The 19,899-nt window shown below is 70.9% G+C and carries 15 protein-coding genes; 8 read left to right on the top strand and 7 right to left on the bottom strand.

The window, feature by feature from the left end; all coding sequences use genetic code 11:
• Position 1 precedes the first annotated feature (1 nt).
• Entirely contained in the window at positions 2 to 850 is an 849-nt protein-coding gene (locus tag OIE47_RS16800) for an SDR family NAD(P)-dependent oxidoreductase (protein ID WP_326563128.1), read from the bottom strand.
• A gap of 191 nt (positions 851 to 1,041) precedes the next feature.
• On the opposite strand from OIE47_RS16800, the gene OIE47_RS16795 reads away from it, so the two are divergent.
• Positions 1,042 to 1,698 carry a DUF4190 domain-containing protein gene (locus OIE47_RS16795; RefSeq protein ID WP_326562421.1) on the top strand — a complete coding sequence of 219 codons (657 nt, stop codon included), beginning with the start codon at positions 1,042 to 1,044 and terminating at the stop codon, positions 1,696 to 1,698.
• A gap of 55 nt (positions 1,699 to 1,753) precedes the next feature.
• Here OIE47_RS16795 and OIE47_RS16790 read toward each other — a convergent pair whose 3' ends face one another.
• Positions 1,754 to 2,707 carry an HpcH/HpaI aldolase/citrate lyase family protein gene (locus tag OIE47_RS16790; RefSeq protein WP_326562420.1) on the bottom strand — a complete coding sequence of 318 codons (954 nt, stop codon included), beginning with the start codon at positions 2,705 to 2,707 and terminating at the stop codon, positions 1,754 to 1,756.
• Positions 2,708 to 2,881: 174 nt separating this feature from the next.
• Here OIE47_RS16790 and OIE47_RS16785 point away from each other — a divergent pair, with 174 nt between their 5' ends.
• Both OIE47_RS16785 and OIE47_RS16780 read left to right on the top strand, forming a co-directional pair.
• Positions 2,882 to 3,679: an SDR family NAD(P)-dependent oxidoreductase gene (locus OIE47_RS16785; protein ID WP_326563127.1), complete on the top strand. Its 798-nt coding sequence runs from the start codon at positions 2,882 to 2,884 to the stop codon at positions 3,677 to 3,679.
• A 309-nt stretch (positions 3,680 to 3,988) separates the two neighbouring features.
• Positions 3,989 to 5,329: a right-handed parallel beta-helix repeat-containing protein gene (locus OIE47_RS16780; RefSeq protein ID WP_326562419.1), complete on the top strand. Its 1,341-nt coding sequence runs from the start codon at positions 3,989 to 3,991 to the stop codon at positions 5,327 to 5,329.
• Between the two features lie 48 nt (positions 5,330 to 5,377).
• Here the strand turns inward: OIE47_RS16780 and OIE47_RS16775 are convergent, their stop codons facing one another.
• From OIE47_RS16775 to OIE47_RS16765, 3 genes are all read right to left on the bottom strand, one after another.
• Positions 5,378 to 5,890 (bottom strand): pyridoxamine 5'-phosphate oxidase family protein, encoded by a 513-nt coding sequence (locus OIE47_RS16775; RefSeq protein WP_326562418.1) that lies wholly within the window; start codon positions 5,888 to 5,890, stop codon positions 5,378 to 5,380.
• 122 nt (positions 5,891 to 6,012) lie between these two features.
• A complete protein-coding gene (locus OIE47_RS16770; protein ID WP_326562417.1) occupies positions 6,013 to 8,241 on the bottom strand; it encodes an APC family permease in 2,229 nt (742 codons plus the stop codon).
• Positions 8,242 to 8,358: 117 nt separating this feature from the next.
• Complete coding sequence (locus OIE47_RS16765) at positions 8,359 to 9,327, bottom strand: DMT family transporter (RefSeq protein WP_326562416.1); 969 nt, start codon at positions 9,325 to 9,327, stop codon at positions 8,359 to 8,361.
• Positions 9,328 to 9,462: 135 nt separating this feature from the next.
• On the opposite strand from OIE47_RS16765, the gene OIE47_RS16760 reads away from it, so the two are divergent.
• Complete coding sequence (locus OIE47_RS16760) at positions 9,463 to 10,227, top strand: HAD family hydrolase (RefSeq protein ID WP_326562415.1); 765 nt, start codon at positions 9,463 to 9,465, stop codon at positions 10,225 to 10,227.
• 79 nt (positions 10,228 to 10,306) lie between these two features.
• Here OIE47_RS16760 and OIE47_RS16755 read toward each other — a convergent pair whose 3' ends face one another.
• Positions 10,307 to 14,566 (bottom strand): GH92 family glycosyl hydrolase, encoded by a 4,260-nt coding sequence (locus tag OIE47_RS16755; protein WP_442792110.1) that lies wholly within the window; start codon positions 14,564 to 14,566, stop codon positions 10,307 to 10,309.
• Positions 14,567 to 14,856: 290 nt separating this feature from the next.
• Here OIE47_RS16755 and OIE47_RS16750 point away from each other — a divergent pair, with 290 nt between their 5' ends.
• Positions 14,857 to 15,324 (top strand): hypothetical protein, encoded by a 468-nt coding sequence (locus tag OIE47_RS16750; protein ID WP_326563125.1) that lies wholly within the window; start codon positions 14,857 to 14,859, stop codon positions 15,322 to 15,324.
• Between the two features lie 219 nt (positions 15,325 to 15,543).
• Here OIE47_RS16750 and OIE47_RS16745 read toward each other — a convergent pair whose 3' ends face one another.
• Complete coding sequence (locus tag OIE47_RS16745; protein ID WP_326562414.1) at positions 15,544 to 16,413, bottom strand: PhzF family phenazine biosynthesis protein; 870 nt, start codon at positions 16,411 to 16,413, stop codon at positions 15,544 to 15,546.
• A gap of 33 nt (positions 16,414 to 16,446) precedes the next feature.
• Here OIE47_RS16745 and OIE47_RS16740 point away from each other — a divergent pair, with 33 nt between their 5' ends.
• From OIE47_RS16740 to OIE47_RS16730, 3 genes are all read left to right on the top strand, one after another.
• Positions 16,447 to 17,772 carry a magnesium transporter MgtE N-terminal domain-containing protein gene (locus tag OIE47_RS16740; protein WP_326562413.1) on the top strand — a complete coding sequence of 442 codons (1,326 nt, stop codon included), beginning with the start codon at positions 16,447 to 16,449 and terminating at the stop codon, positions 17,770 to 17,772.
• On the top strand, positions 17,765 to 18,358 hold the full coding sequence (locus tag OIE47_RS16735) for a DUF1003 domain-containing protein (RefSeq protein WP_326562412.1): 594 nt from the start codon (positions 17,765 to 17,767) through the stop codon (positions 18,356 to 18,358). Before OIE47_RS16740 ends, OIE47_RS16735 begins: the two co-directional genes overlap by 8 nt.
• A 276-nt stretch (positions 18,359 to 18,634) precedes the next feature.
• Positions 18,635 to 19,786 carry an Mrp/NBP35 family ATP-binding protein gene (locus OIE47_RS16730; protein WP_326562411.1) on the top strand — a complete coding sequence of 384 codons (1,152 nt, stop codon included), beginning with the start codon at positions 18,635 to 18,637 and terminating at the stop codon, positions 19,784 to 19,786.
• Positions 19,787 to 19,899 lie beyond the last annotated feature (113 nt).

Here is a 19,899-nt window from a genome sequence, read left to right as displayed (position 1 = left end):
GCTACCGGAACTGCGCCTCCCGGACGCTGTTGCCGCCGTCCACGACCAGCATCTGACCGGTGATGTACGAGGCCGCCGGGGAGCAGAGGAACGTGATCGCCGCCGCCACCTCGTCCGGGGTGCCGGGGCGGCCGACCGGCGTACCCAGGCCCTGCTTGAGCTCGGCCATGGTGGAGGCGGCGGTGTAGATCGTGCCCGGCGCCACCGCGTTGACCGTGACCCCGTCGGCGACCATCTCCATCGCCAGCGCCCGGGTCAGGCCGACCACGCCGGCCTTGGCCGCGGCGTAGGCGGCCTCGGTCGGCAGCGCGTTCACCGGCCCGGCGGTGGCGGCCAGGTTCACGATCCGGCCCCAGCCCCGTTCGGCCATGCCGCCGATGAACGCCCGGCTGCACAGGAACGCGGTGGTCAGGTTCCGCTCGATCTCACCGTGCCACTCGTCGTAGGTGAGCTGCGCGACCGGGCGCAGCACCTCCGGGCTCGCCCGGCTGGCCAGACCGGCGTTGTTGACCAGCACCTCCACCTCGCCGAGCTGCTCGGCGATGGCGTCGGCCAGCGCGCCCACCTCGGATTCGTCGGTGAGGTCCGCGACGAAGCCGGTCGCGCCGAGTTCGGTGGCCCGGTCGTGGATGCGCCGGGTGGTCGACACGATCGCCACCCGCGCGCCCAGGTCGCGCAACCGGCGGGCGGTGGCGTACCCGATGCCGTCCGGACTGCCCGCGCCGGTGACCAGCGCCACCCGCCCGTCGAGACGGAGCGTGATCGGCTCGGTGTCGGGCAGGGCCGCGGGTTCGTCGGAGTCGTCCACCGGAACGCCGCCCGGCGGTACGGTCCGGTTACGGCGAGCCAGCGCGGAACGCGAAGCGTCCCGCCGGGGTCGGCTGCCGGCACGTTCACCGGCGCGCGCGTCGAATGCCATGCCGCGATCCTGCCCGGTCCCGTCAATCCGGGCAACGCGGCACCCCCGACGACGGCGGGCGGATATCACTGGCGATCTCCCACTACCCTGGCTGCGCATCCCTGCGTAGACGGAGAGACCCGATGAGCGACCCCCAGCAACCCGGCAACTGGAACGCCCCATCCGGGCCGAGCCAGCCACCGGACAGCCCGCAGAGCCCGGCCTACCAGCCCCCGGCCAGTACCCCGGACCCGAGCGCCTACCAGAACCCGGCGAGCCCGTCCCCGTACCAGGATCCGACGGCTTTCCAGTACCCGGCCGGTCCGCCCGCCGGGCCGGCGTACCCGTACCCGCCGGGTCCGGACCCGACGGCGGCGTACCAGGCGTCCGGCACCCCCGACCCGGCGTACCAGTACGCGGATCCGGCCGCGTACCAGACGCCGCCCGGCTACCCGGCTGCGACCGGCTACCCCGCCCAGGCGTACCCGCCGGGGTACGGATTCCCGGCCGCGCCGCCGCAGAACGGTATGGCGGTCGCCTCGCTGGTGGTCTCCATCGTCGGCGTGCTCGGGCTCTGCGGGTACGGCCTCGGCGGTTACCTCGGCATCGTCGGCGCGATCCTGGGCCACGTCGCCAAGCGGCAGATCCGTGAGCGCGGCGAGAGCGGCGGCGGGATGGCGACGGCCGGCATCATCATCGGCTGGATCACGACCGCGATCGCGGTGATCGCCACCGCGCTCATCATCATCTTCGCGGTCTACGTGACCCAGAACCCGGACGAGTTCACCAGCAGTTACTGAGTTCCCCGGCCTGCGGTCGGTCCCCGTCCGCCGGGGGCCGACCGGCGCCGACGGCTCACTCCGGCGCGACGAACCTCGACGTACGCGCCAGCCCGGCGGCCCGACCCTTCGCCGCCACGACCAGCGCCATCTTGCGGGACGCCTCGTCGATCATCTCGTCGCCGAGCATCACCGCCCCGAGCCGACCGCCGGCCGCCGAGGTGTAGTGCTCGTACGCGTCGAGGATCAGCTCCGCGTGGTCGTAGTCCTGCTGCGATGGTGCGTAGACCTCGTTCGCCGCCTCGATCTGGCCCGGGTGCAGCACCCACTTGCCGTCGAAGCCGAGCGCGGCCGAGCGGCGGGCCGCCTCACGGAACCCGTCCACGTCGCGGATCTGCAGGTACGGGCCGTCGATCGCCTGCTTGTCGTAGGTCCGGGCGGCCATCAGCAGTCGCATCAGGATGTAGTGGTACGGATCACCGGGATACTCCGGGATCAGCGCACCGACCACCATCGACCGCATGTTGATCGAGGCCATGAAGTCGGCCGGTCCGAAGATGATCGTTTCGACCCGGGGCGACGCGGCGGCGATGCTGTCGACGTTGACCAGACCGGCCGCGTTCTCGATCTGGGCCTCGATGCCGATTCCGCCGACCGGGAGCCCGAGGGTCCGCTCGATCTGGCCGAGGGTGAGGTCGAGCCACTCGATGTGGCCGGCGTTCTGCACCTTCGGCAGCATCACGCAGTCCAGGTTGGCGCCCGCGCCCTCCACCACGTCGACCACGTCCCGGTACGTCCACGGGGTGGTGAGGTCGTTGACGCGTACGGCGCGGATCTTGCCGGCCCAGTCACCCTCGTTGAGCGCCGCGACGACGTTGCGTCGTGCCTCCGGCTTGGCCAGTGGTGCGACCGCGTCCTCGAGATCCAGGAACACCTGGTCGGCCGGGAGTCCCTGGGCCTTGCCGAGCATTTTCACGCTCGATCCGGGCACCGCGAGACAGGACCGGCGGGGGCGGCCAGCGACGGCCATCGGGCGCTCCTTCCACAACCCGGTCGGTGGCGCGGACCGGGCCTGATGATTCTTTCGGTATTCGTGACCCCACGGTAACGTCGCGCCATGACCGGCGAGGAGCGACCTGTCGAGGATGTCACCGGCGCGACACTGCCCGCGTCACCGGATGTCGACCGGCGCTCCGCGCTCCGGGTGGTGATCACCGGTGCGACCTCGGGAATCGGCCTGGCCGCCGCGACCGAACTGGCCCGTCGCGGCGACGAGGTCGTCCTGGTCGGGCGCGATCCGGCCCGCCTGACCGCCGCCGTCGACCAGGTACGGGACGCGAGCGGGATCCGGCCGGCCGAGTTCCGGGTCGACTTCGCGGTGCTCGACGACGTCCGGCGGCTCGCCGCCGAGCTGCGTACCGCGTATGACCGGATCGACGTGCTGGCCAACAACGCCGGGATGGTCAGCACCCGCCCGGTGACCACGGTGGACGGCTTCGAGCTGACCATGCAGACCAACCATCTGGCTCCGTTCCTGCTCAGCGCCCTGTTGCGGGACCGGGTCGACCGGATCGTGACAACCGCCTCAGGTGCGCACCGGTGGGGCTCGCTGGATCCGGACGATCTCTCCGCCGCCCTGCGCGACTACCAGCCGCTGCGGGCGTACGGCAGCAGCAAGCAGGCGAACATCCTGTTCACCGCCGAGGCGGCCCGGCGCTGGCCGGAACTGGTGGCGGTGTCGTACCACCCGGGAGGGGTACGTACCCGGTTCGCCAACGAGAACCGCCTGGTCGCCCTGGGCATGAAACTGGCCTGGTTCCTACGTACGCCGGCCAAGGGGGCGGAGACCCTGGTGTGGCTCACCCACCTGGCCGCCGGGGCGCTGAAAAACGGCGGCTACTACGCCGATCGTGAGCTGCGTCGACCTCGGCCGCACGCCGCCGATCCGGAGCTGGCAGCCCGGCTCTGGCAGGCGAGCGAGCGGGCGGTCGAACTGCACTGAGTGACGTTCCGTAGTCGCGAAGGTCGTAGACTCATCGACACTTACGAGTGTTTTATCAGCACTGACAATGATGAATACCGTTTTCTGTCGAAAATCCGTCAGATCGTATTTCGTGAGCGACACAATACGAAGAGTAGCCTTCGCGTAGAAGCATCTAATAGCTTCCGGGGCGGCAGGGCCCTCGATCAGCGACCTTGTGGACCGACCTGAGCGGTCGTACGCGGCACTGAAGCCGGCGACCGAGGTGGGCTCCTAGGCAGGACGGGCAGCGCAGCCACGCCGTGCGCCGCCCATTCCCAAGGGCGAAGCATGAACAACACCGATCTGCACCCAACAGGTGAACCCAGAACACCGGATGCTCCGGCTCCGAGTCGTCGTACCGGACGTACTCGCGCCATCGTCGCCACCAGCGCCGTCGGACTCGTCGCTATCGCCGGGACCGGAATCGCGATCCTCTCCGGCCCCGAAACGGAGCCTCTGGTACTCGACACCCCGAATGCCGTTGTCTCCGGTCAGACCTTCGACCGTCCAATCGAGATCGCGGCGGACAACATCCGGCTCCAACGGGTGACGGTCCGGGCCGGCGGCGCGGCAGCCATCCGGATCCGCTCCGACGTCGCGGGCGCCACCATCGTCGACACCGAGATCCACTGCACCGACGGCAAGACCGACGGCATCGTGCCGGGCGACTACTCGGCGGTCCGGGTGACGGTGCACGACTGTCGGCGGGCATTCGTCCAGGACGCCGGCGCCGCGGCCACCATTGTCGACTCGGAACAGAACGGCGAGGCGTACTCACCGGACGTACCCGGCGGGGTCGAAGCCGCGCCCAGCCCGCCCGAGTTCGGCCCGGTGGCACCGATGCCGAGCGCGCCGCGGGCGCCGGACGCCGTCCCGCCCACCCCGATCACCTACTGGCCGGGCCCGACCAACACCGGCGTACCGGCCGGTACGGTGCTGACGAACTCGGGATCCCTCGACCTCCGTACGGCGGGTCAGGTGCTCACCAACCTCAACATCGTCGGGTGCGTGACGGTCCGGGCGAGCAACATCATCATCCGCAAGTCCCGGATCACCTGTAACAGTCCGACCTATTCCATCCGGCTCTACGACACCGCGATCAACCTGGTCGTCGAGGATGTCGAGATCAACGGCGCGGGGCGGAACTCCGCCTCGGTCTGCTGCGGCAACTACACCCTGCGCCGGGCGAACGTCTGGAACATGATCGACGGACCCCGGTTGAGCACGAAGAGCACCATCGTGGACTCGTGGATCCACGACCTCGCCCGCATCCCCGGGTCACATAACGACGCGTTGCAGACCACCGGCGGCAGCAACATCATCGTCCGGCACAACCGGCTGGAGCCGTACACACCAAGCACCAACGACCCGCACAACGCCTGCATCATGATCGGGTCGACCACCGCGGACGCGGTCCGCAACCTCACCTTCGAGGACAACTACTGCAACGGCGGCAACTACTCCATCGGTGTCCGGGACGACCTGGTCTCCTCGAACATCATCTTCAGGAACAACAAGTTCGGCCGGAACTACCGCTACGGCGTCATCGCCCGCCCCGACCAGACCGGCATCCTCTGGGATCGGCCGACAAACGTCTGGTTCGACACCGGCCTCCCGGTGGTCCCGTAGCCGGCCTCTGATCGGTCTGACCCGGCCACCGGGCGTGGGACAGGCCGATCAGGCCGTCCGGGCCGCGGCGAGCACGTGCCGGGACTCGTCCGGGAACCGGCGCTCGTCGAACAGGACCCATTCGATCACCGCGATCTCGTAGAGCCGGCTCGGCGTCTCGTGCCGGGCCAGCCGACCCGGGTCGATCGCCACCTCGGCGCCCGGCCAGCGGTCCAGGAACGACCGGGCCGCCGCCTCCACCCCGACCGGGGGCAGCGTCCGCACCACGCCGGTGAAGGCCACCCCGCGTACGGTCCCGTTCCGGACGTCCGGCGGTACGGCGACGATGCTGCCGCCGACCCGACCGTCACCCTGCCCGTCCGGCCCGTGCCCGCCCGCCCGGTGCCCGTCCGCCCCGTGCCACCGGTCGTGTCGGGCGACGAACCGCAGCAGGTCGGGTGCGAAGTGCGGGTCGTACCAGAGGTTGCCCACCATCGGTGAACCGTCCGCCCGTACGGTCGCCAACTGCATGAGCTGCCCCGCGCGGACGTACTCCTCCAGCAACTCCCGGTCGCCCGGCATCGGACCAGCCCCTTCCGTCCTCGACGCGACCGGCGACGACCGGCCGTACGCCGCCAGCCCAACCTAACCTCGTCCGGTCGGTGGGGGCGGGAAAAGCGGTGGGCGGAACCGGCCGTCGTGACTCACTCGGGCAGGTGCACCGGCACGCTGGTGATCACCACCCCGGGCAGGCTGCGCAGGGCACGGCGCAACCGCTGGTCGATCGGGGTGTGCAGGATCCGGTGCCAGGGGCGCTTCACCATCAGCTCCGGGACCACCACGGTCAGCACCACGTCGGGCCGCAGCGTGTGCAGCGAGTCGAGATACTGCACCAGCGGCGCGGTGATCGCCCGGTACGGCGAAATGATCGTCTCCAGCCGGAGATGGTCCCCCCAGGTCTGCCACTCCTCGCGGAACCGGTCCGCCTCCTCCTGCTCCGGACTGAGATGTACGGCGAAGACCGGCGGCCCCAGCGAGGCCGCGTACGCGAGTGCCCGCAGGGCGGCGAGGTTGAGCCGGGCCACCGGCACCACCACCAGGTGCCGTACGTCCTGCGGGCTCTCCTCGCTCTCCTGGTCGTCCGCGCCGACCGCCCGGTCCCGGGGCCCACCGGCCTCCGCCGGCGCCCCGGCCTCCCGCGCCGGCACCGACGGCGGGCGCAGCGCCAGCGCCCGGTGCGTCCGGTCGTAGTGCCGCCGGATCCGCGTCGCCAGCAGGACCACCAGCGGGATGGCCAGCACCGTCACCCAGGCTCCCTCACCGAACTTGGTGGCCGCGGCGGTGACCAGCACGATCGCGCACAGCACCGCACCGAGCCCGTTGAGCGCCGCCCGCCGCTTCCAGTTCCGGCCCCGGTGGGCCCGCCAGTGCGCCACCATTCCGGTCTGCGAGAGCGTGAAGGCGAGGAACACACCGACCGCGTAGAGCGGGATCAGCGCCTGGGTGCGTCCCCCGAAGGTGAGGAAGATCAGCGCCGCCGCCACCGACAGCGCGACGATGCCGTTGCCGAAGGCGAGCCGGTCGCCCATGTGCAGGAACCGCCGGGGCGCGTAGTCGTCCCGGGCCATGAAGAAGAGCAGTCGGGGAAAGTCGTTGAACGCCGTGTTCGCGGCCAACAGAAGGATCATGGCGGTGGACGCCTGGATGAGGCCGTACCAGGGACCGGTGCGAAAGGTCTGGCGCGCCACCTGGGACAGCAGGGTCTGGCCGTCGTGCGGCACCACCCCGCTGAGATGGATCAGCAGGGTCAGCCCGGCGAAGAGTACGACCAGGATGCCGACCATCCAGGTCAACGTCGTACGGGCGTTGCGCCACTCGACCGGCCGGAACACCGGCACCGCGTCCGACACCGCCTCGATCCCGGTCATCGAGGTGGCTCCGGACGCGAACGCGCGCAGGACGACCAGCACGCTGAGCCCTTCCACGGCGGTGATCGGCGGTGGTGGGAGGGCGGTGAATCCCCGCCCGGCCGCCTGCGCGAACCCGACCAGCAACAGCACCAGCATGACGACGATGAAGAGGTACGTCGGCGCGGCGAACAGGTTGCCGGCGACCCGTACGCCGCGCAGGTTGCCGGCGAGCAGCGCGGCGATCGCCAGCAGCCCGAGCGGCACCGTCAGCGGCGCGAGTCCGGGCAACGCCGAGGTGATGGCGCCGATCCCGGCCGCCACCGACACCGACACGGTGAGCACGTAGTCGAGGATCAGGCCGGCGGCGGCGACCAGGCCGAACCGGGGACCGAGGCTGTCGCTGGCCACGAGGTACGACCCGGCGCCGTGCGGATAGGCGTACACGGTCTGTCGGTACGAGGCCCCGACGATGATCATGAGGAGCACCAGCACGCCGGTCAGCGGCAGGGAGAGTCCGAGCGCGCCGCCGCCGGCCAGCACCAGGATGGCGAGCATTGCCTCGGGCCCGTACGCCACCGAGGAGAGCAGGTCGGAGGAGAGCACCGGCAGGGCGATCAGCTTGCGCATCCGCTCCTGGAGCACCGCCGTGCTGGCCAGCGGTGGACCCAGCACGCTCCGGCGGAACCGGGCCAGGGCCTGCGCCAGCCGTCCCCGGGGCAGGATCGTGGCCTCGGTGGCGAGCAGTTGCCGTGGCTCGTCGGCCTTGAACATGTCGATCCGGGCCAGCCGGCCGAAGCGGCTCGGGGTGGGCGGGTGCCGGTAACGCTCCAGCGTGGGGTCCAGGGGCAGTTCGTCCCAGTCCGCCGGCCGGTCGTGCAGCGCCTCCGCCCACCGCTGGCCGACCTGGCGGAGCACCGCCAGTTCGTCCTCGCGCAGCGGCGGGAACTCGGCCAACGGGGTGAAGGTGACCGTGGGCTTCTCCGCCGGTGCCGAGTCCGCGTCCCGCTTCCCGCGCCGTCCCACCCGCGTCCACCCCCTCTGCGCGCCCACTTCCCCTGCCCCGCACTTTCACCGAAAGAACGGCCATCGGCACGCGAATACCCACACTCCCCCAAAAATGGCCTCGAATGGGTGGGCCGGTCAGTCCGGCAGCGGCGCGGCTTCCGGTGGGGCCGGGATGGGGGCGGTACGCCGGTTGGCGCGGGCATTGCCGAGCACCACGATGGCGACCCCGACCAGGAGCAGCGCCAGACCGGGCAGGGCGGCCAGCCGGGGCAACTGCCCCAGCCACACCCAGGCGATCAGTGCCGCGCCGGGCGCTTCGAGCAGGATCAGGACACTGATCGTGGTGGCCGAGAAGTGATGCAGGGCGTAGTTGAACATCGAGTGCCCGAGCAGTTGGGCCCCGGCCACCAGCCCCAGGATGGCCAGCCAGGTCGTGCCCGGGAAGCCGGTCAGCCGTACGCCGCCGACCAGGCAGACGACGAGCAGCAGGACGGCGCAGACCCCGTAACAGATCGTGGTGTACGTGGTGGTGCTGATCGTCGCGCGGGCCCGTTCGCCGAACGCGGTGTAGATCGCCGCCGCCATCCCCCCGAGCACCGCGAGCAGGTCACCCATGACCGCCCGGTGGGAGTGCCCGAAGTCGGCCCCGGTGGCGAGTACGGCACCGACCACCGCCACCCCGATCCCGACCCAGGCGACGGTGGCCAGCCGCCGGCCCTGCCCGAGCGCGATCAGGCCCTGCCAGACCGGTTGGGTGGCACCCAGAGCGGTGGCCGCGGCCACCGAGGTCAACTGGGCGCTCGGCATCCAGGTGGCGAAGTGGGCGGCGAGCGCCACCCCGGACAGGACGCAGAACCAGCCCTCGCGCCGCCCGGCGCCCCGGATCAGGGTACGGAGTTCGGCCCGGCGCCGGAGCAGGGTGACCGGGCTGAGCAGGCCGACCGAGATGGTGTTCCGCCAGAACGCGATCGCCAGCGCGGGCGCGGCGGCGTACGCGATCAGCGGCCCCGAGGAGGAGACGGCGGCGACCGCGAGGATCACCGCACCGGTGCTCAGCGGATCGACCGGTGGACGTCCGGTGGGCGTGACTTGCGGAGATGGCACGGGAAGATCCTCACACGCCCGCGTTGGCCACTGAAAGTTCCACCTTTCGCTCACGCCGGGCCACGAGACGATCAACATTTCGTTACCATCGACCCGGTCCGATTCGCCTCTCCTCGCGCCGGAAGCTGGTTCACCATGCCCGCATACCGGGCGGTGCTTTTCGACTTCTTCAACACCCTGACCCGGCCGGCGAACCGCGGCCGGCGGCACGCCCTCGTCGCCGACCGCCTCGGTTGCACCACCGAGGCGCTGCTCGAAGTCCTCGACCGGTCGTTCTACCTGCGGGCCAGCGGCGCGCTCGGCGACGCCGAGGCGACCCTGCGCTGGGTCTGCGACCGGATCGGCGTGCACCCCTCGGACGCGCAGGTACGAGCGGCGGTCGCCGCCCGGCTGGGCGCGGTCCGGGCCGACACCCGGCTGCGTCCCGAGGCGGTCCCGACGCTGCGTGCCCTGCGCCGGCTCGGGGTGGCCACCGCCCTGATCAGCGACTGCACCCACGAACTTCCGGTCTTCCTGCCGCAGCTCCCGGTCGCGGAACTGCTGAACACCCAGGTCTTCTCGGTCCAGGTCGGCTACTGCAAGCCCGCCCCGGCGATCTACCTGGTCGCCTGCGACCGGCTCCGGGTGGCCCCCTCGGACTGTCTCTACGTCGGCGACGGCGGCAGCCGGGAACTCACCGGTGCCACCGGTGCGGGGCTGGACGCGGTCCGGCTCGACGCCCCCGACCTCGGCGACCACCTGGTCTTCGACCCGGACACCGGCTTCACCGGACCGGCCCTGACCTCGCTGCGCGAGGTGCTCGACCTGGTCGAACCGGCGTTGTCCGGCGGCACCCGGGCGACCATCCGGCCGCGCCGCGACGCTCGGGGCCGCCGGCGCCCGGCGCTGCGCACCCGCTGAGAGCGACCACCGACATCGGGTACGCGGTGGGGCGCCCGGCGGATCGCCGGACGCCCCACCACTGCCGTTGACCCGCTCGTCAGGTCACCCGTGCCGGTGAACTCCGGCCGTCACAGACCGGAGCCGGTGTGTTGCCGGAGCAGGCGAGCGGCCCGCCGATCTCCGTGGCACCGACCAGCGAGACGGCGTTTCCGGTGAGGGTCACCGGACCGCCGATGGTGGCGCGCTCGATGGCCAGTTCGCCGGAGGTACCGGCCACCGCGACCGGGCCGCCGATCGTGACACCCCGCAGTACCACCGCGGACGCCCCGGTGGCGGAGACCGGACCGGCGACGGTCCCGCCGTCGACGTACAGCGCGGCGCCGGTGCGTACGGTCACCGGGCCCTTGATGGTCGCCCCGTTCAGGCAGGTCACGCCGGAGGAGACGGTCAGCGGACCGTTGCGGGTGCCGGTCACCGTCGAGGTGCAGGCCGGCGACGGGTTCGCCAGCAGTTCCACCTCGGCCAGTGCCACCGGTCCGGAGCCGGCCGGGGTCAGCCGGTAGTGCGCGTACCGACCGGGGCGCTCGATGGTGAACGCCCTGGTCTGCGCCCGCCAGGGGAAGACCTGCCCGGTACGGGAGTCGACGACCGTCCAGGCCTGCCCGTCGTACGAGCCCTCCAGCTGCCAGCCCTGCGGATCGGCCGGGTTCGCCGCCGAGGTGAGCGTGTACTGGGTGACCCGTTCCGGCGTACCGGTGACCGCCCAGGTGACCGGGCCGTCGAGGGTGGCCTGGGTGGCGGAGGTGTTGTCCCGCAGCGCCACCGGTCCGCCCTCGACGGGGATGTCGGTGAGCGGGCGGGCGGGTGCGCCGGGCGGGGTCAACGAGGTCGGCAGGTTCGCTGCCCCGGTGCCCCAGTTCGTCGGTGCGGAACCGAGCTGGAAGTCCAGCACCGCGCCGTCGGCCAGCACGCTGTGCGGGATCGAGGTCCTGCCGTACGGCACGCCGTCGACCTTCAGGCCGCGCACGTACACGTTGGTGGCGCTGTTGTCGGGGGCGTTGACCACGATGTCCCGGCCGTTCTCCAGGTGCACGGTCGCCTTGCGGAACAGCGGTGAGCCGATCGCGTAGTCGGCGCTGCCCACCTGGAGCGGGTAGAGGCCGAGCGCGCCGAACAGGTACCAGGCGGACGTCTCGCCGTTGTCCTCGTCCCCGGCGTACCCCTGCCCGATCTCGCTGCCCAGGTACATCCGGGACAGCACCTCACGCACCTTGGCCTGGGTCTTCGACGGCTGGCCGGCGTAGTTGTACATCCACGGGATGTGGTGCGACACCTGGTTGCTGAAACCCCACATGCCCATCCGTACGTCCCGCGCCTCGACCATCTCGTGGATGGTGCCGCCGTACGAGCCGGGGAAGCGCGCGGTCTCCGGGGTGGCGAAGAACTCGTCCAGCTTGTCGGCGAGGTTGTCCCGCCCGCCGTACAGGTTGGCCAGACCCTGACCGTCCTGCGGTACGTGGAAGGCGAAGTTCCAGGCGTTGGTCTCGGTGTAGTCGTGCTCGTGTCCCCAGACCCTCGGGTCGAACTCGTCCGGACCCGACTTCCAGTTCCCGGCCGCGTCCCGGCCCTGGAAGAACTCCACCGCCGGGTCGAACATGTGCACGTAGTTCTGCGCCCGGTTGCGGAAGTAGACCGCGTCGGAGCGGTAACCGGCCCGGTCGGCCTCGGGTGTCGCCGGGTCCCGCGCGAGCGCGTCGGCCATGTTGGCGATGCCGAAGTCGTTGATGTAGCCCTCCAGCGCCCAGGAGACGCCCTCGGATACCGCCGACGAGGTGTAACCACTGAAGATCGAGGTTTGCAGGCCCTTGCGCCCCACGCTGGTGTTGTTGGGGTTGGTGCCCGGCGGTGCCACGGTGGCGTTCTTCACCGCCGCCTCGTACGCGGCCTTCACGTCGAAACCGCGCACCCCCTTGACGTACGCGTCGGCGAACGCGACGTCGGAACTGGTGCCGGTCATCAGGTTCGCGTAACCCGGCGCCGACCAGCGCGACACCCACCCGCCGTCCTTGTACTGCTGCACGAACCCGTCGACCAGCTCACCGGCCATTCCCGGACTGAACAGCGTGTACGCCGACCAGGTGGTCCGGTACGTGTCCCAGAACCCGTTGTTGACGTACACCTTCCCGTCGACCACCTCGGCGCCGGTCTGCGTCGGCGTGGTGCCGGGCGGGTTCACCGAGGAGGTGGAGGACTGCACCGCGTGCTTCCAGTGCGGCGCGGCGTTGGTGCCGACGTTCTCGTGGGCCGAGTTCGGGTAGAGGAACAGCCGGTAGAGGTTGGAGTAGAGGGTGGTGAGCTGGTCGTCGCTGGCGCCCTCGACCTCGATCACCCGGAGCTTGTCGTCCCAGAGCCGCTGGGCCCGCTCGCGTACCCCGTCGAAGGTGTCGCCGGCCGCGATCTCGTTGGTCAGGTTCCGCCGGGCCTGCTCGACGGAGATCAGCGAGGTGGCGATGCGCAGGTGCACCTGCTTGGAGTCGCTGGTGTCGAAGGCCAGATACCCGGTGACGTTGGCGCCTCCCCCGCCGGTGAGCCGCCCGCTGGCCGCCACCGGCCGGTCCACGGTGCCGTAGACGAACATCCGGGTGGCGCCGTTGGAGAGCCCGCTGCGTACGTCGGAGTAGCCGCTGATCTCGCCGGACGGGTCGAGGGTGAGCCCGCCGTTGTTGTTCACGTTGTCGAAGATCAGGTTGCCCCGGTCACCGGGGAAGGTGAACCGGAACATGGCCGCGTGGTCCGTCGGGGCGATCTCGGTGACCAACCCGCTGTCGAAGGTCACCCCGTAGTAGTGGGCACGGGCGATCTCGTTCTCGTGCCCGAACGGCAGGGCACGGGCGGTCCGGTCGGCGTTCGGCGTACCGGTCGCCGCGGACGGCATCACCTGGAAGGTCTGCCGGTCACCCATCCACGGGCTCGGCTCGTGGCTGACCGTGAACGCCTGCAACGTGGGCCGGTTGTCGGCGTTGTTGGCGCGCTGGTAGTCGTAGAGCCAGTCGATGGAGCCGGCGTTGGTCATCGGCGTCCAGAAGTTGAACCCGTGCGGTACGGCGGTCGCCGGGATGTTGTTGCCCCGGGAGAAGCCGCCGGTGGAGTTGGTGCCACGGGTGGTGAGGACGTGGTCGGAGAGTCGCTCGCGGGTCGGCCGGGCCGGGTTCGGGTCGATCCGGATGTCGTCCACCCAGCCGTTGAACACACCGGTGCCGGTGCCGCTGTCGTAGCCCACCAGGATCCGTACCGCCCGCTTGCCGGCGGCGACGGCTCCGATCCGGGACCGCTTCAGGTTCCACTGGTCGGCGTAGAGCGACTTGGACCCGCCCTGCCCCCGTGGGCTCAGGCCGAATCCGTACTGGTCGACGGCGCCGAGGTCGCTGAGGTAGGTGCCGTCGTCGAAGGCGAGGTCCACCGAGACGTACGTGCTGGGGTAGTCGAGGTCCTGCGCGCTCAGCTCGGGGAAGATCGCGTACGACAGCTCGGTGTTCGCGGTGATCGGCAGGTCCACGTCGAACACCCTGTTGTACGCGTACCCGCGCCCGTCGACGGTCTGCCCGCCCGAGTACTGGAGGGCGTTGCGGCCGGTCCAGCCGACGTTAGGTTTCATCGTGGGCCCGTTGACCGGTCCGCCGCTGACGAAGGCGCGCATGTCGGTCGGCGGTGGCGGGGTGGTGTCCCCGTCGGAGAGTTGCAGCTCGGCGAGCTGGACGATGTTCCCCTCACCGATCGCGGTGATGTCCAACCGGTAGTACGGGTACGCGGTGGAGTTCTCGAACCGGTATTCCTTGGTCTGGAACCGCTCGGTGAACTCCTGCCCGGTCCGGGTGTCCAGGGTGGTCCAGTTCTGCCCGTCGGCGGAGCCCTGCAGGGCCCAGTCCCTCGGGTCGCGCTCGGGGGAGTCGTTTGCCGAGGTCAGCGCGTAGTGGACAACCGCGACGGGGGCGTCCAGGCGTACCCGGATCCACCCGGTCGACGCGAACACCAGCCACTTGGTGCTGACGTTCTGGTCCACCACCCGGGCCGCGATCTCGTTCGGCGGGTTCTCGCCGCTGCCGGTGACCTCGGTCGCCCGGTCGGTGATGTTGCCGGGGATGCCGGTCACCGGGCTGCCGGTGACCCCGGACATCCTCTTCCGGCCGGAGGGGTCGACCTCGGCGGTGTTGGTCCAGGTGGGTTGCGGGTCGCCGGGTTCCAGCGAGGAACGGAACCCGCCCGGGTCGGTCGGGGCGGCCCGCGCCGGCAGCGGTGTCGCGGGCACCACCAGTCCGACCGCGAGGATGAGCGCCACCGGCAGGGCGCGTCTGGACATGATCATGAGGATCTCCCATGGGGGGTTTCGGTCGGGTGTGGACGGCACACCCGATGGAGATCACCACAGCGTTTCGATCATGAAACGCCCCTGTCAAGGCTTATGCCCCGCCATGCCCGTGAGCGGTAGTCGCCGAGCGGCGAGACGTCGGTGTCCGGCGGGGTGGTCAGCGGGGGTGTTCGGCGACAGCGGGCCGGCGGCTGCGGGAGGATGCAGGGGTGACTGACGAGAATGGCGTACAGAGCCCGCCGGTGCCGGAGGTCGGCCCGTCACCGCTGATCGAAGAGGCGATGAAGAAGGCCGCCATGGCCTGGGTGTCGGTCGACGGCGGTCCCGGCCTGGCGCTGTGGTGCATGCCACTGGAAGGCGCCCTCTACGTGGTCAGCGGTCCGGGCGAGCAGGCCGCCCCCGGACTTGCCGACACCACCACAGCCGCGGTGACCCTGCGCGGCGACCACGGGGGTCGGATCGTCACCTGGCCGGCCGAGGTGACCCGGTTGCTGCCCGGCACCGAGCAGTGGGAGGCCAGCGCCCCGCTGGTCGCCGCCAAACGCCTCAACGCCGCCGGTACGGCAACCGAGCTGATCGAACGCTGGGCGGCCAGCGGATGCGCGCTCAACCGGCTCGCCCCGGCCGGCGCCCCGCTCGCCGAGGGCGCCTCGCTGCCGAACGGCTCCGAGGCCGCGACCCCTCGGGAGTCCCCTGCCGTGCGCCAGACCCGCAAGCCGTTCCGCCTGCACCGCGTCCGCCGCCGCTGACCGGCCGGATCGGTGCGCGATTTTGAGCCCGGGCATGGGCGCGGCGACCGCCCAGACATACAACGAATCGACCTCTCACATCAAAGATGATGTGAATACAGCATCTTTGATGTGAGCCCTTGCCGCGTTGTGGCTCCTGGCGGACGAGACGGGCGAGGAGTGCGGCTGGGTCGGGCAGGACTGCCCGACCGCGCCCTACGCCGCCGCACGCGGCCCAGGTCAGCCGACGAAGGGCGGGACGGTGATCTGGCCGGCGGCGATCGGGACCACCTGGCCGGCGACCGTGGCGCCGAGCGCGACCCCGTCGGCCGCGGTCACCGTGCACTCCAGCAGGCACGGGCGCTCGATCTCCGCACCCTGCCGCACGGTGTACGACGAAATCCCCTCCCCCGGCAGCAGCCCGCTGGTGACCAACCACACACCCAGGCCGAGGGCGGCCGATCCGGTGCCCGGATCCTCCGGCACCCCGACACCCGGGGCGAAGACCCGGGCGTACGCGGTCCGCTCGTCGGCGTGCCAGGCGAAGACGCTCAGGTGCTCGACTCCGGCACGTACCGCCGCCGGGGCGTTCAGCAACACCCGGCCCAGTGCCTCCGCCCGGACCGACAGGTACGGGAACTCCAGCCCGCAGCCGGCCACCCGGGGAGCCGGCCCGACGAAGTCCATGGAGGTCAGCCCGACCATCGCCAGCAGCGGTTCCACGTCCAGTTCCGGGCCGAGCGTCGGTCCGGCGCCGGTGACCGTGGCCCGGTCGCCGGCCACCTCGATCGGAAGCAGCCCGGCCCCGCACTCCTGGACCACCTGCGCGGCACCGAACCAGCCGCGCCTACGGGCGGTCACCGCGGCGCCGATGCTCGGATGCCCGGCGAACGGAAGTTCCCGCTCCGGGGTGAAGATCCGGGCCCGGTACGTCGCGGTGCTGGCGGTCGACGGCAGCACGAACACCGTCTCGGAGAGGTTGAACTCCCGCGCGATGATCTGCATCTGCTCGGTGGCCAGCGCCTGGGCGTCGAAGACGACCGCGAGCGGGTTGCCGGCGAAGGGACGGTCGGTGAAGACGTCCACGATCTCGTACGCCAAGGTCGACATGTTGGTAAAGCCTAGGCGCATAGGCTGACCCACGTGACCACGCCGACCCGGGTGTACATCGCCCGTCTTGCCGGACTGGCCGTCTTCGACCCCAACGGAGATCAGGTCGGCCGGATCCGGGACGCGGTCGCCCGACTGCGGACCTCCAGCCGCAACCCTCAGGTTGTGGGGCTGGTGGCGGAGCTGGCGATGCGACGGCGGATCTTCCTCTCGATCAACTGGATCACCACCATCGACGCCGAGTCGGTGCTGCTCGCCAGCGGCACGCTCAACCTGCGCCGGTTCGAGAAACGCCCGAACGAGCTGCTGGTGCTGGAGGACCTGCTCGACCGGCGGGTGATCATCGAACCGACCGGTCGCCCCGGCACCGTCGTCGACGTGGCGATGGAGGCCAACCGCCAGGGCGAATGGTCCCTGACCCGGGTCGCCGTACGGGAGCAGACCAGCCGGCTCAGCCGCCGGGGGCACCTGCACCAGTTGGAGTGGGAACGGGCGGGCGGCCTGCTTGGGCTGCCGGAGACCCGGGGCACGGCCAACCTGCTCTCGGTGCTGGAGAACATGCGCCCGGCCGACCTCGCCAACGCGCTCCAGGACCTGCCGGACGCCCGCCGCAACGAGGTCGCCGCCGCCCTGGACGACGAGCGCCTGGCCGACGTGCTGGGTGAGCTGCCCGAGCACGACCAGGTGGAGATCCTGGCCGGGCTGGACCGGGAACGGGCCGCCGACGTGCTGGAGGAGATGGACCCGGACGACGCCGCCGACCTGCTCAGCGAGCTGCCCCCGCCGGAGCAGGACATGCTCCTCGACATGATGGAACCGGACGAGGCCGATCCGGTACGTCAACTGCTGAAGTACCAGTCCGGTACGGCCGGCAGCCTGATGACCTCCGAGCCGGTGATCCTGCCGCCGGACGCCACCGTCGCCGAGGCGCTGGCCCGGATCCGTGACCCGCAGCTCTCCCCCGCCATCGCCGCCCAGGTCTTCATCGTCCGGCCACCGATGGCCACCCCGACCGGCCGGTACCTCGGCATGGTGCACTTCCAGCGGCTGCTCCGCGAGCCACCGGCGGAACTGCTCGGCAACCTGCTGATCAACGACATCGACCCGCTGCAACCGACCACCGGACTGAACGAGGTCACCCGCCGGATGGCAACGTACGACCTGGTCGCCTTCCCGGTGATCGACCCGTCCAGCCGGCTGGTGGGCGCGGTCACCGTGGACGACGTACTCGATCATTCGCTGCCGTCCGACTGGCGCGACCGGGACGCGGCGGTGAGCACGACGGCCAGGTCGGGCGAGACGAACGGGCCGGCGAGCGGCCGGGGCGACGGGCGTACGCCGGTGGGCGACGATGACTGAGCCGCGTCGGGTGGAACGACTCGACCAGCCACGCGAGCCGCGCCGGTTGCGCCTGCCCCGGTTCGACCCGGAGGCGTTCGGCCGCTGGTCGGAGGCGATCGCCCGGGGCATGGGTACGGCGAACTTCATCGTCTACATGACCATCGTGATCGCGATCTGGCTGCTCTGGAACACGCTCGCGCCCCGGGAACTGCGGTTCGACCCGTACACGTTCACGTTCCTGACCCTGCTGTTGTCGTTGCAGGCGTCGTACGCGGCGCCACTGATCCTGCTGGCACAGAACCGGCAGGCGGCCCGGGACCGGCTCGCGGCCGAGGAGGACCGGCGACGGGCGGCACTGCAGAAGGCGGACACGGAGTATCTGGCCCGGGAGATCGCCGCGCTCCGGATCGCCCTCGGCGAGGTGGCCACCCGCGACTTCCTGCGCTCCGAGCTGAGCCGGCTGGCCGAGGAGTTGGACGAGCAGGCGCAGCGCCGGCAGCGGCTGGAGCAGCGGCAGTACCGCAAGGACCGGCAGCAGAGTTCGGGCCGCCCGGTGCCGGCGGAGAACATCGACGAACCGGTCGACGAGCTGGACGTCGAGTGAGCGCCGCTCGGGCCACCGGCACCGCTCTGACCTGGACAAAGAGCAAGCCGCGCGCCTCAAGGGGCTAGGCGCGCGGCCAACCGCAACGATCGTTACACCCGGACGGGTACGGCGTCCAGCCTCAAATCGGTGCATCCGCGTCCATCATGCGGACCGGATCGAGCATCCGACCAACCGGCGGATCGGGGGCTCCGACGCCCGGCTGCGAATCTGATCGCTCACACCGGGTACCCGCGACCGCCACCGGGATCCCGTATGCGACGTACCATGGCGGTCATGTCAGCACCAGTCAGCACCGTCGAGGAAGCGGTCATGGCCGCCCTGGCCACCGTCGACGATCCGGAGATCCGCCGGCCCATCACGGAGCTCGGCATGGTGCGCTCCGCCGAGGTCGGAACGGACGGCCTGGTACGCGTCGAGCTCCTGCTCACCGTCGCCGGCTGCCCGCTCAGGGACAAGCTGCGTACGGACATCACGGCCGCCGTGACCGCAGTGCCCGGGATCACCGGCGTGGAGATCGACTTCGGCGTGATGACGCCGGAGCAGCGGCAGTCCCTGCAACAGCGGCTGCGCGGCGGCAGTGGCGCGACCGAGGAGCCGGTCATCCCGTTCGCCCAGCCCGGCTCCCGGACCAGGGTGTACGCGGTCGCCAGCGGCAAGGGCGGGGTGGGCAAGTCGAGCGTGACGGTCAACCTGGCCGCCGCCCTGGCCGCCCGCGGGCTCTCCGTCGGTGTGGTCGACGCGGACATCTACGGCCACTCGGTGCCCCGGATGCTCGGCACCGAGGCCCGGCCGACCCGGGTCGAGGACATGATCATGCCGCCGCAGTCCCACGGCGTGAAGGTCATCTCGATCGGGATGTTCACCGACGGCAACGCGGCCGTGGTCTGGCGCGGGCCGATGCTGCACCGGGCGTTGCAGCAGTTCCTGGTCGACGTCTACTGGGGCGAGTTGGACGTGCTCCTGCTCGACCTTCCGCCGGGCACCGGCGACGTGGCCATCTCCCTGGCCCAACTGCTGCCCAACGCCGAGATCCTGGTTGTCACCACCCCGCAGACCGCCGCCGCCGAGGTGGCCGAGCGGGCCGGGGCGATCGCCCTCCAGACGCACCAGCGCCTGGTCGGTGTGGTGGAGAACATGTCCTGGCTGGAACTGCCCGACGGCTCCCGGATGGAGGTCTTCGGCTCCGGCGGCGGTACGGCGGTCGCCGAGTCGCTCACCCGGGTGGTCGGCGCACAGGTCCCGCTGCTGGGTCAGATCCCGCTCGACACCCGCGTACGCGAGGCCGGTGACCGGGGCACCCCGATCGTGCTCGCCGACCCGACCGCACCCGCCTCGGTGGCCCTGAACAAGGTCGCCGACCGCCTAGCGGTACGCCGCGAGTCGCTGATCGGCAAGCCGCTCGGACTGCGCCCGGCCGGTCGCTGACCACCCCCACCCACCCCTCAAGATCCGCACTCTTGTAGAGAAAGAGTGGCTTCCCGCTTGACCGAAGCCCCTCTTTCTCTACATGTGCGCGATCTTGAGGGTGGTGTCGTCGT

Source organism: Micromonospora sp. NBC_01796, assembly GCF_035917455.1.
Taxonomy (GTDB): domain Bacteria; phylum Actinomycetota; class Actinomycetes; order Mycobacteriales; family Micromonosporaceae; genus Micromonospora_G.
Note: the sequence above shows the minus strand (reverse complement) of the source record. Positions and strands in the feature narration are given on the sequence as shown.

Excerpts from the sequence above, each read along its gene's own strand:
- OIE47_RS16795 (WP_326562421.1), top strand. The coding sequence starts at position 1,042 with ATGAGCGACCCCCAGCAACCCGGCAACTGGAACGCCCCATCCGGGCCG.
- OIE47_RS16790 (WP_326562420.1), bottom strand. The coding sequence starts at position 2,707 with ATGGCCGTCGCTGGCCGCCCCCGCCGGTCCTGTCTCGCGGTGCCCGGA.
- OIE47_RS16780 (WP_326562419.1), top strand. The coding sequence starts at position 3,989 with ATGAACAACACCGATCTGCACCCAACAGGTGAACCCAGAACACCGGAT.
- OIE47_RS16775 (WP_326562418.1), bottom strand. The coding sequence starts at position 5,890 with ATGCCGGGCGACCGGGAGTTGCTGGAGGAGTACGTCCGCGCGGGGCAG.
- OIE47_RS16760 (WP_326562415.1), top strand. The coding sequence starts at position 9,463 with ATGCCCGCATACCGGGCGGTGCTTTTCGACTTCTTCAACACCCTGACC.
- OIE47_RS16755 (WP_442792110.1), bottom strand. The coding sequence starts at position 14,566 with ATGTCCAGACGCGCCCTGCCGGTGGCGCTCATCCTCGCGGTCGGACTG.
- OIE47_RS16750 (WP_326563125.1), top strand. The coding sequence starts at position 14,857 with ATGAAGAAGGCCGCCATGGCCTGGGTGTCGGTCGACGGCGGTCCCGGC.
- OIE47_RS16745 (WP_326562414.1), bottom strand. The coding sequence starts at position 16,413 with ATGTCGACCTTGGCGTACGAGATCGTGGACGTCTTCACCGACCGTCCC.
- OIE47_RS16735 (WP_326562412.1), top strand. The coding sequence starts at position 17,765 with ATGACTGAGCCGCGTCGGGTGGAACGACTCGACCAGCCACGCGAGCCG.
- OIE47_RS16730 (WP_326562411.1), top strand. The coding sequence starts at position 18,635 with ATGTCAGCACCAGTCAGCACCGTCGAGGAAGCGGTCATGGCCGCCCTG.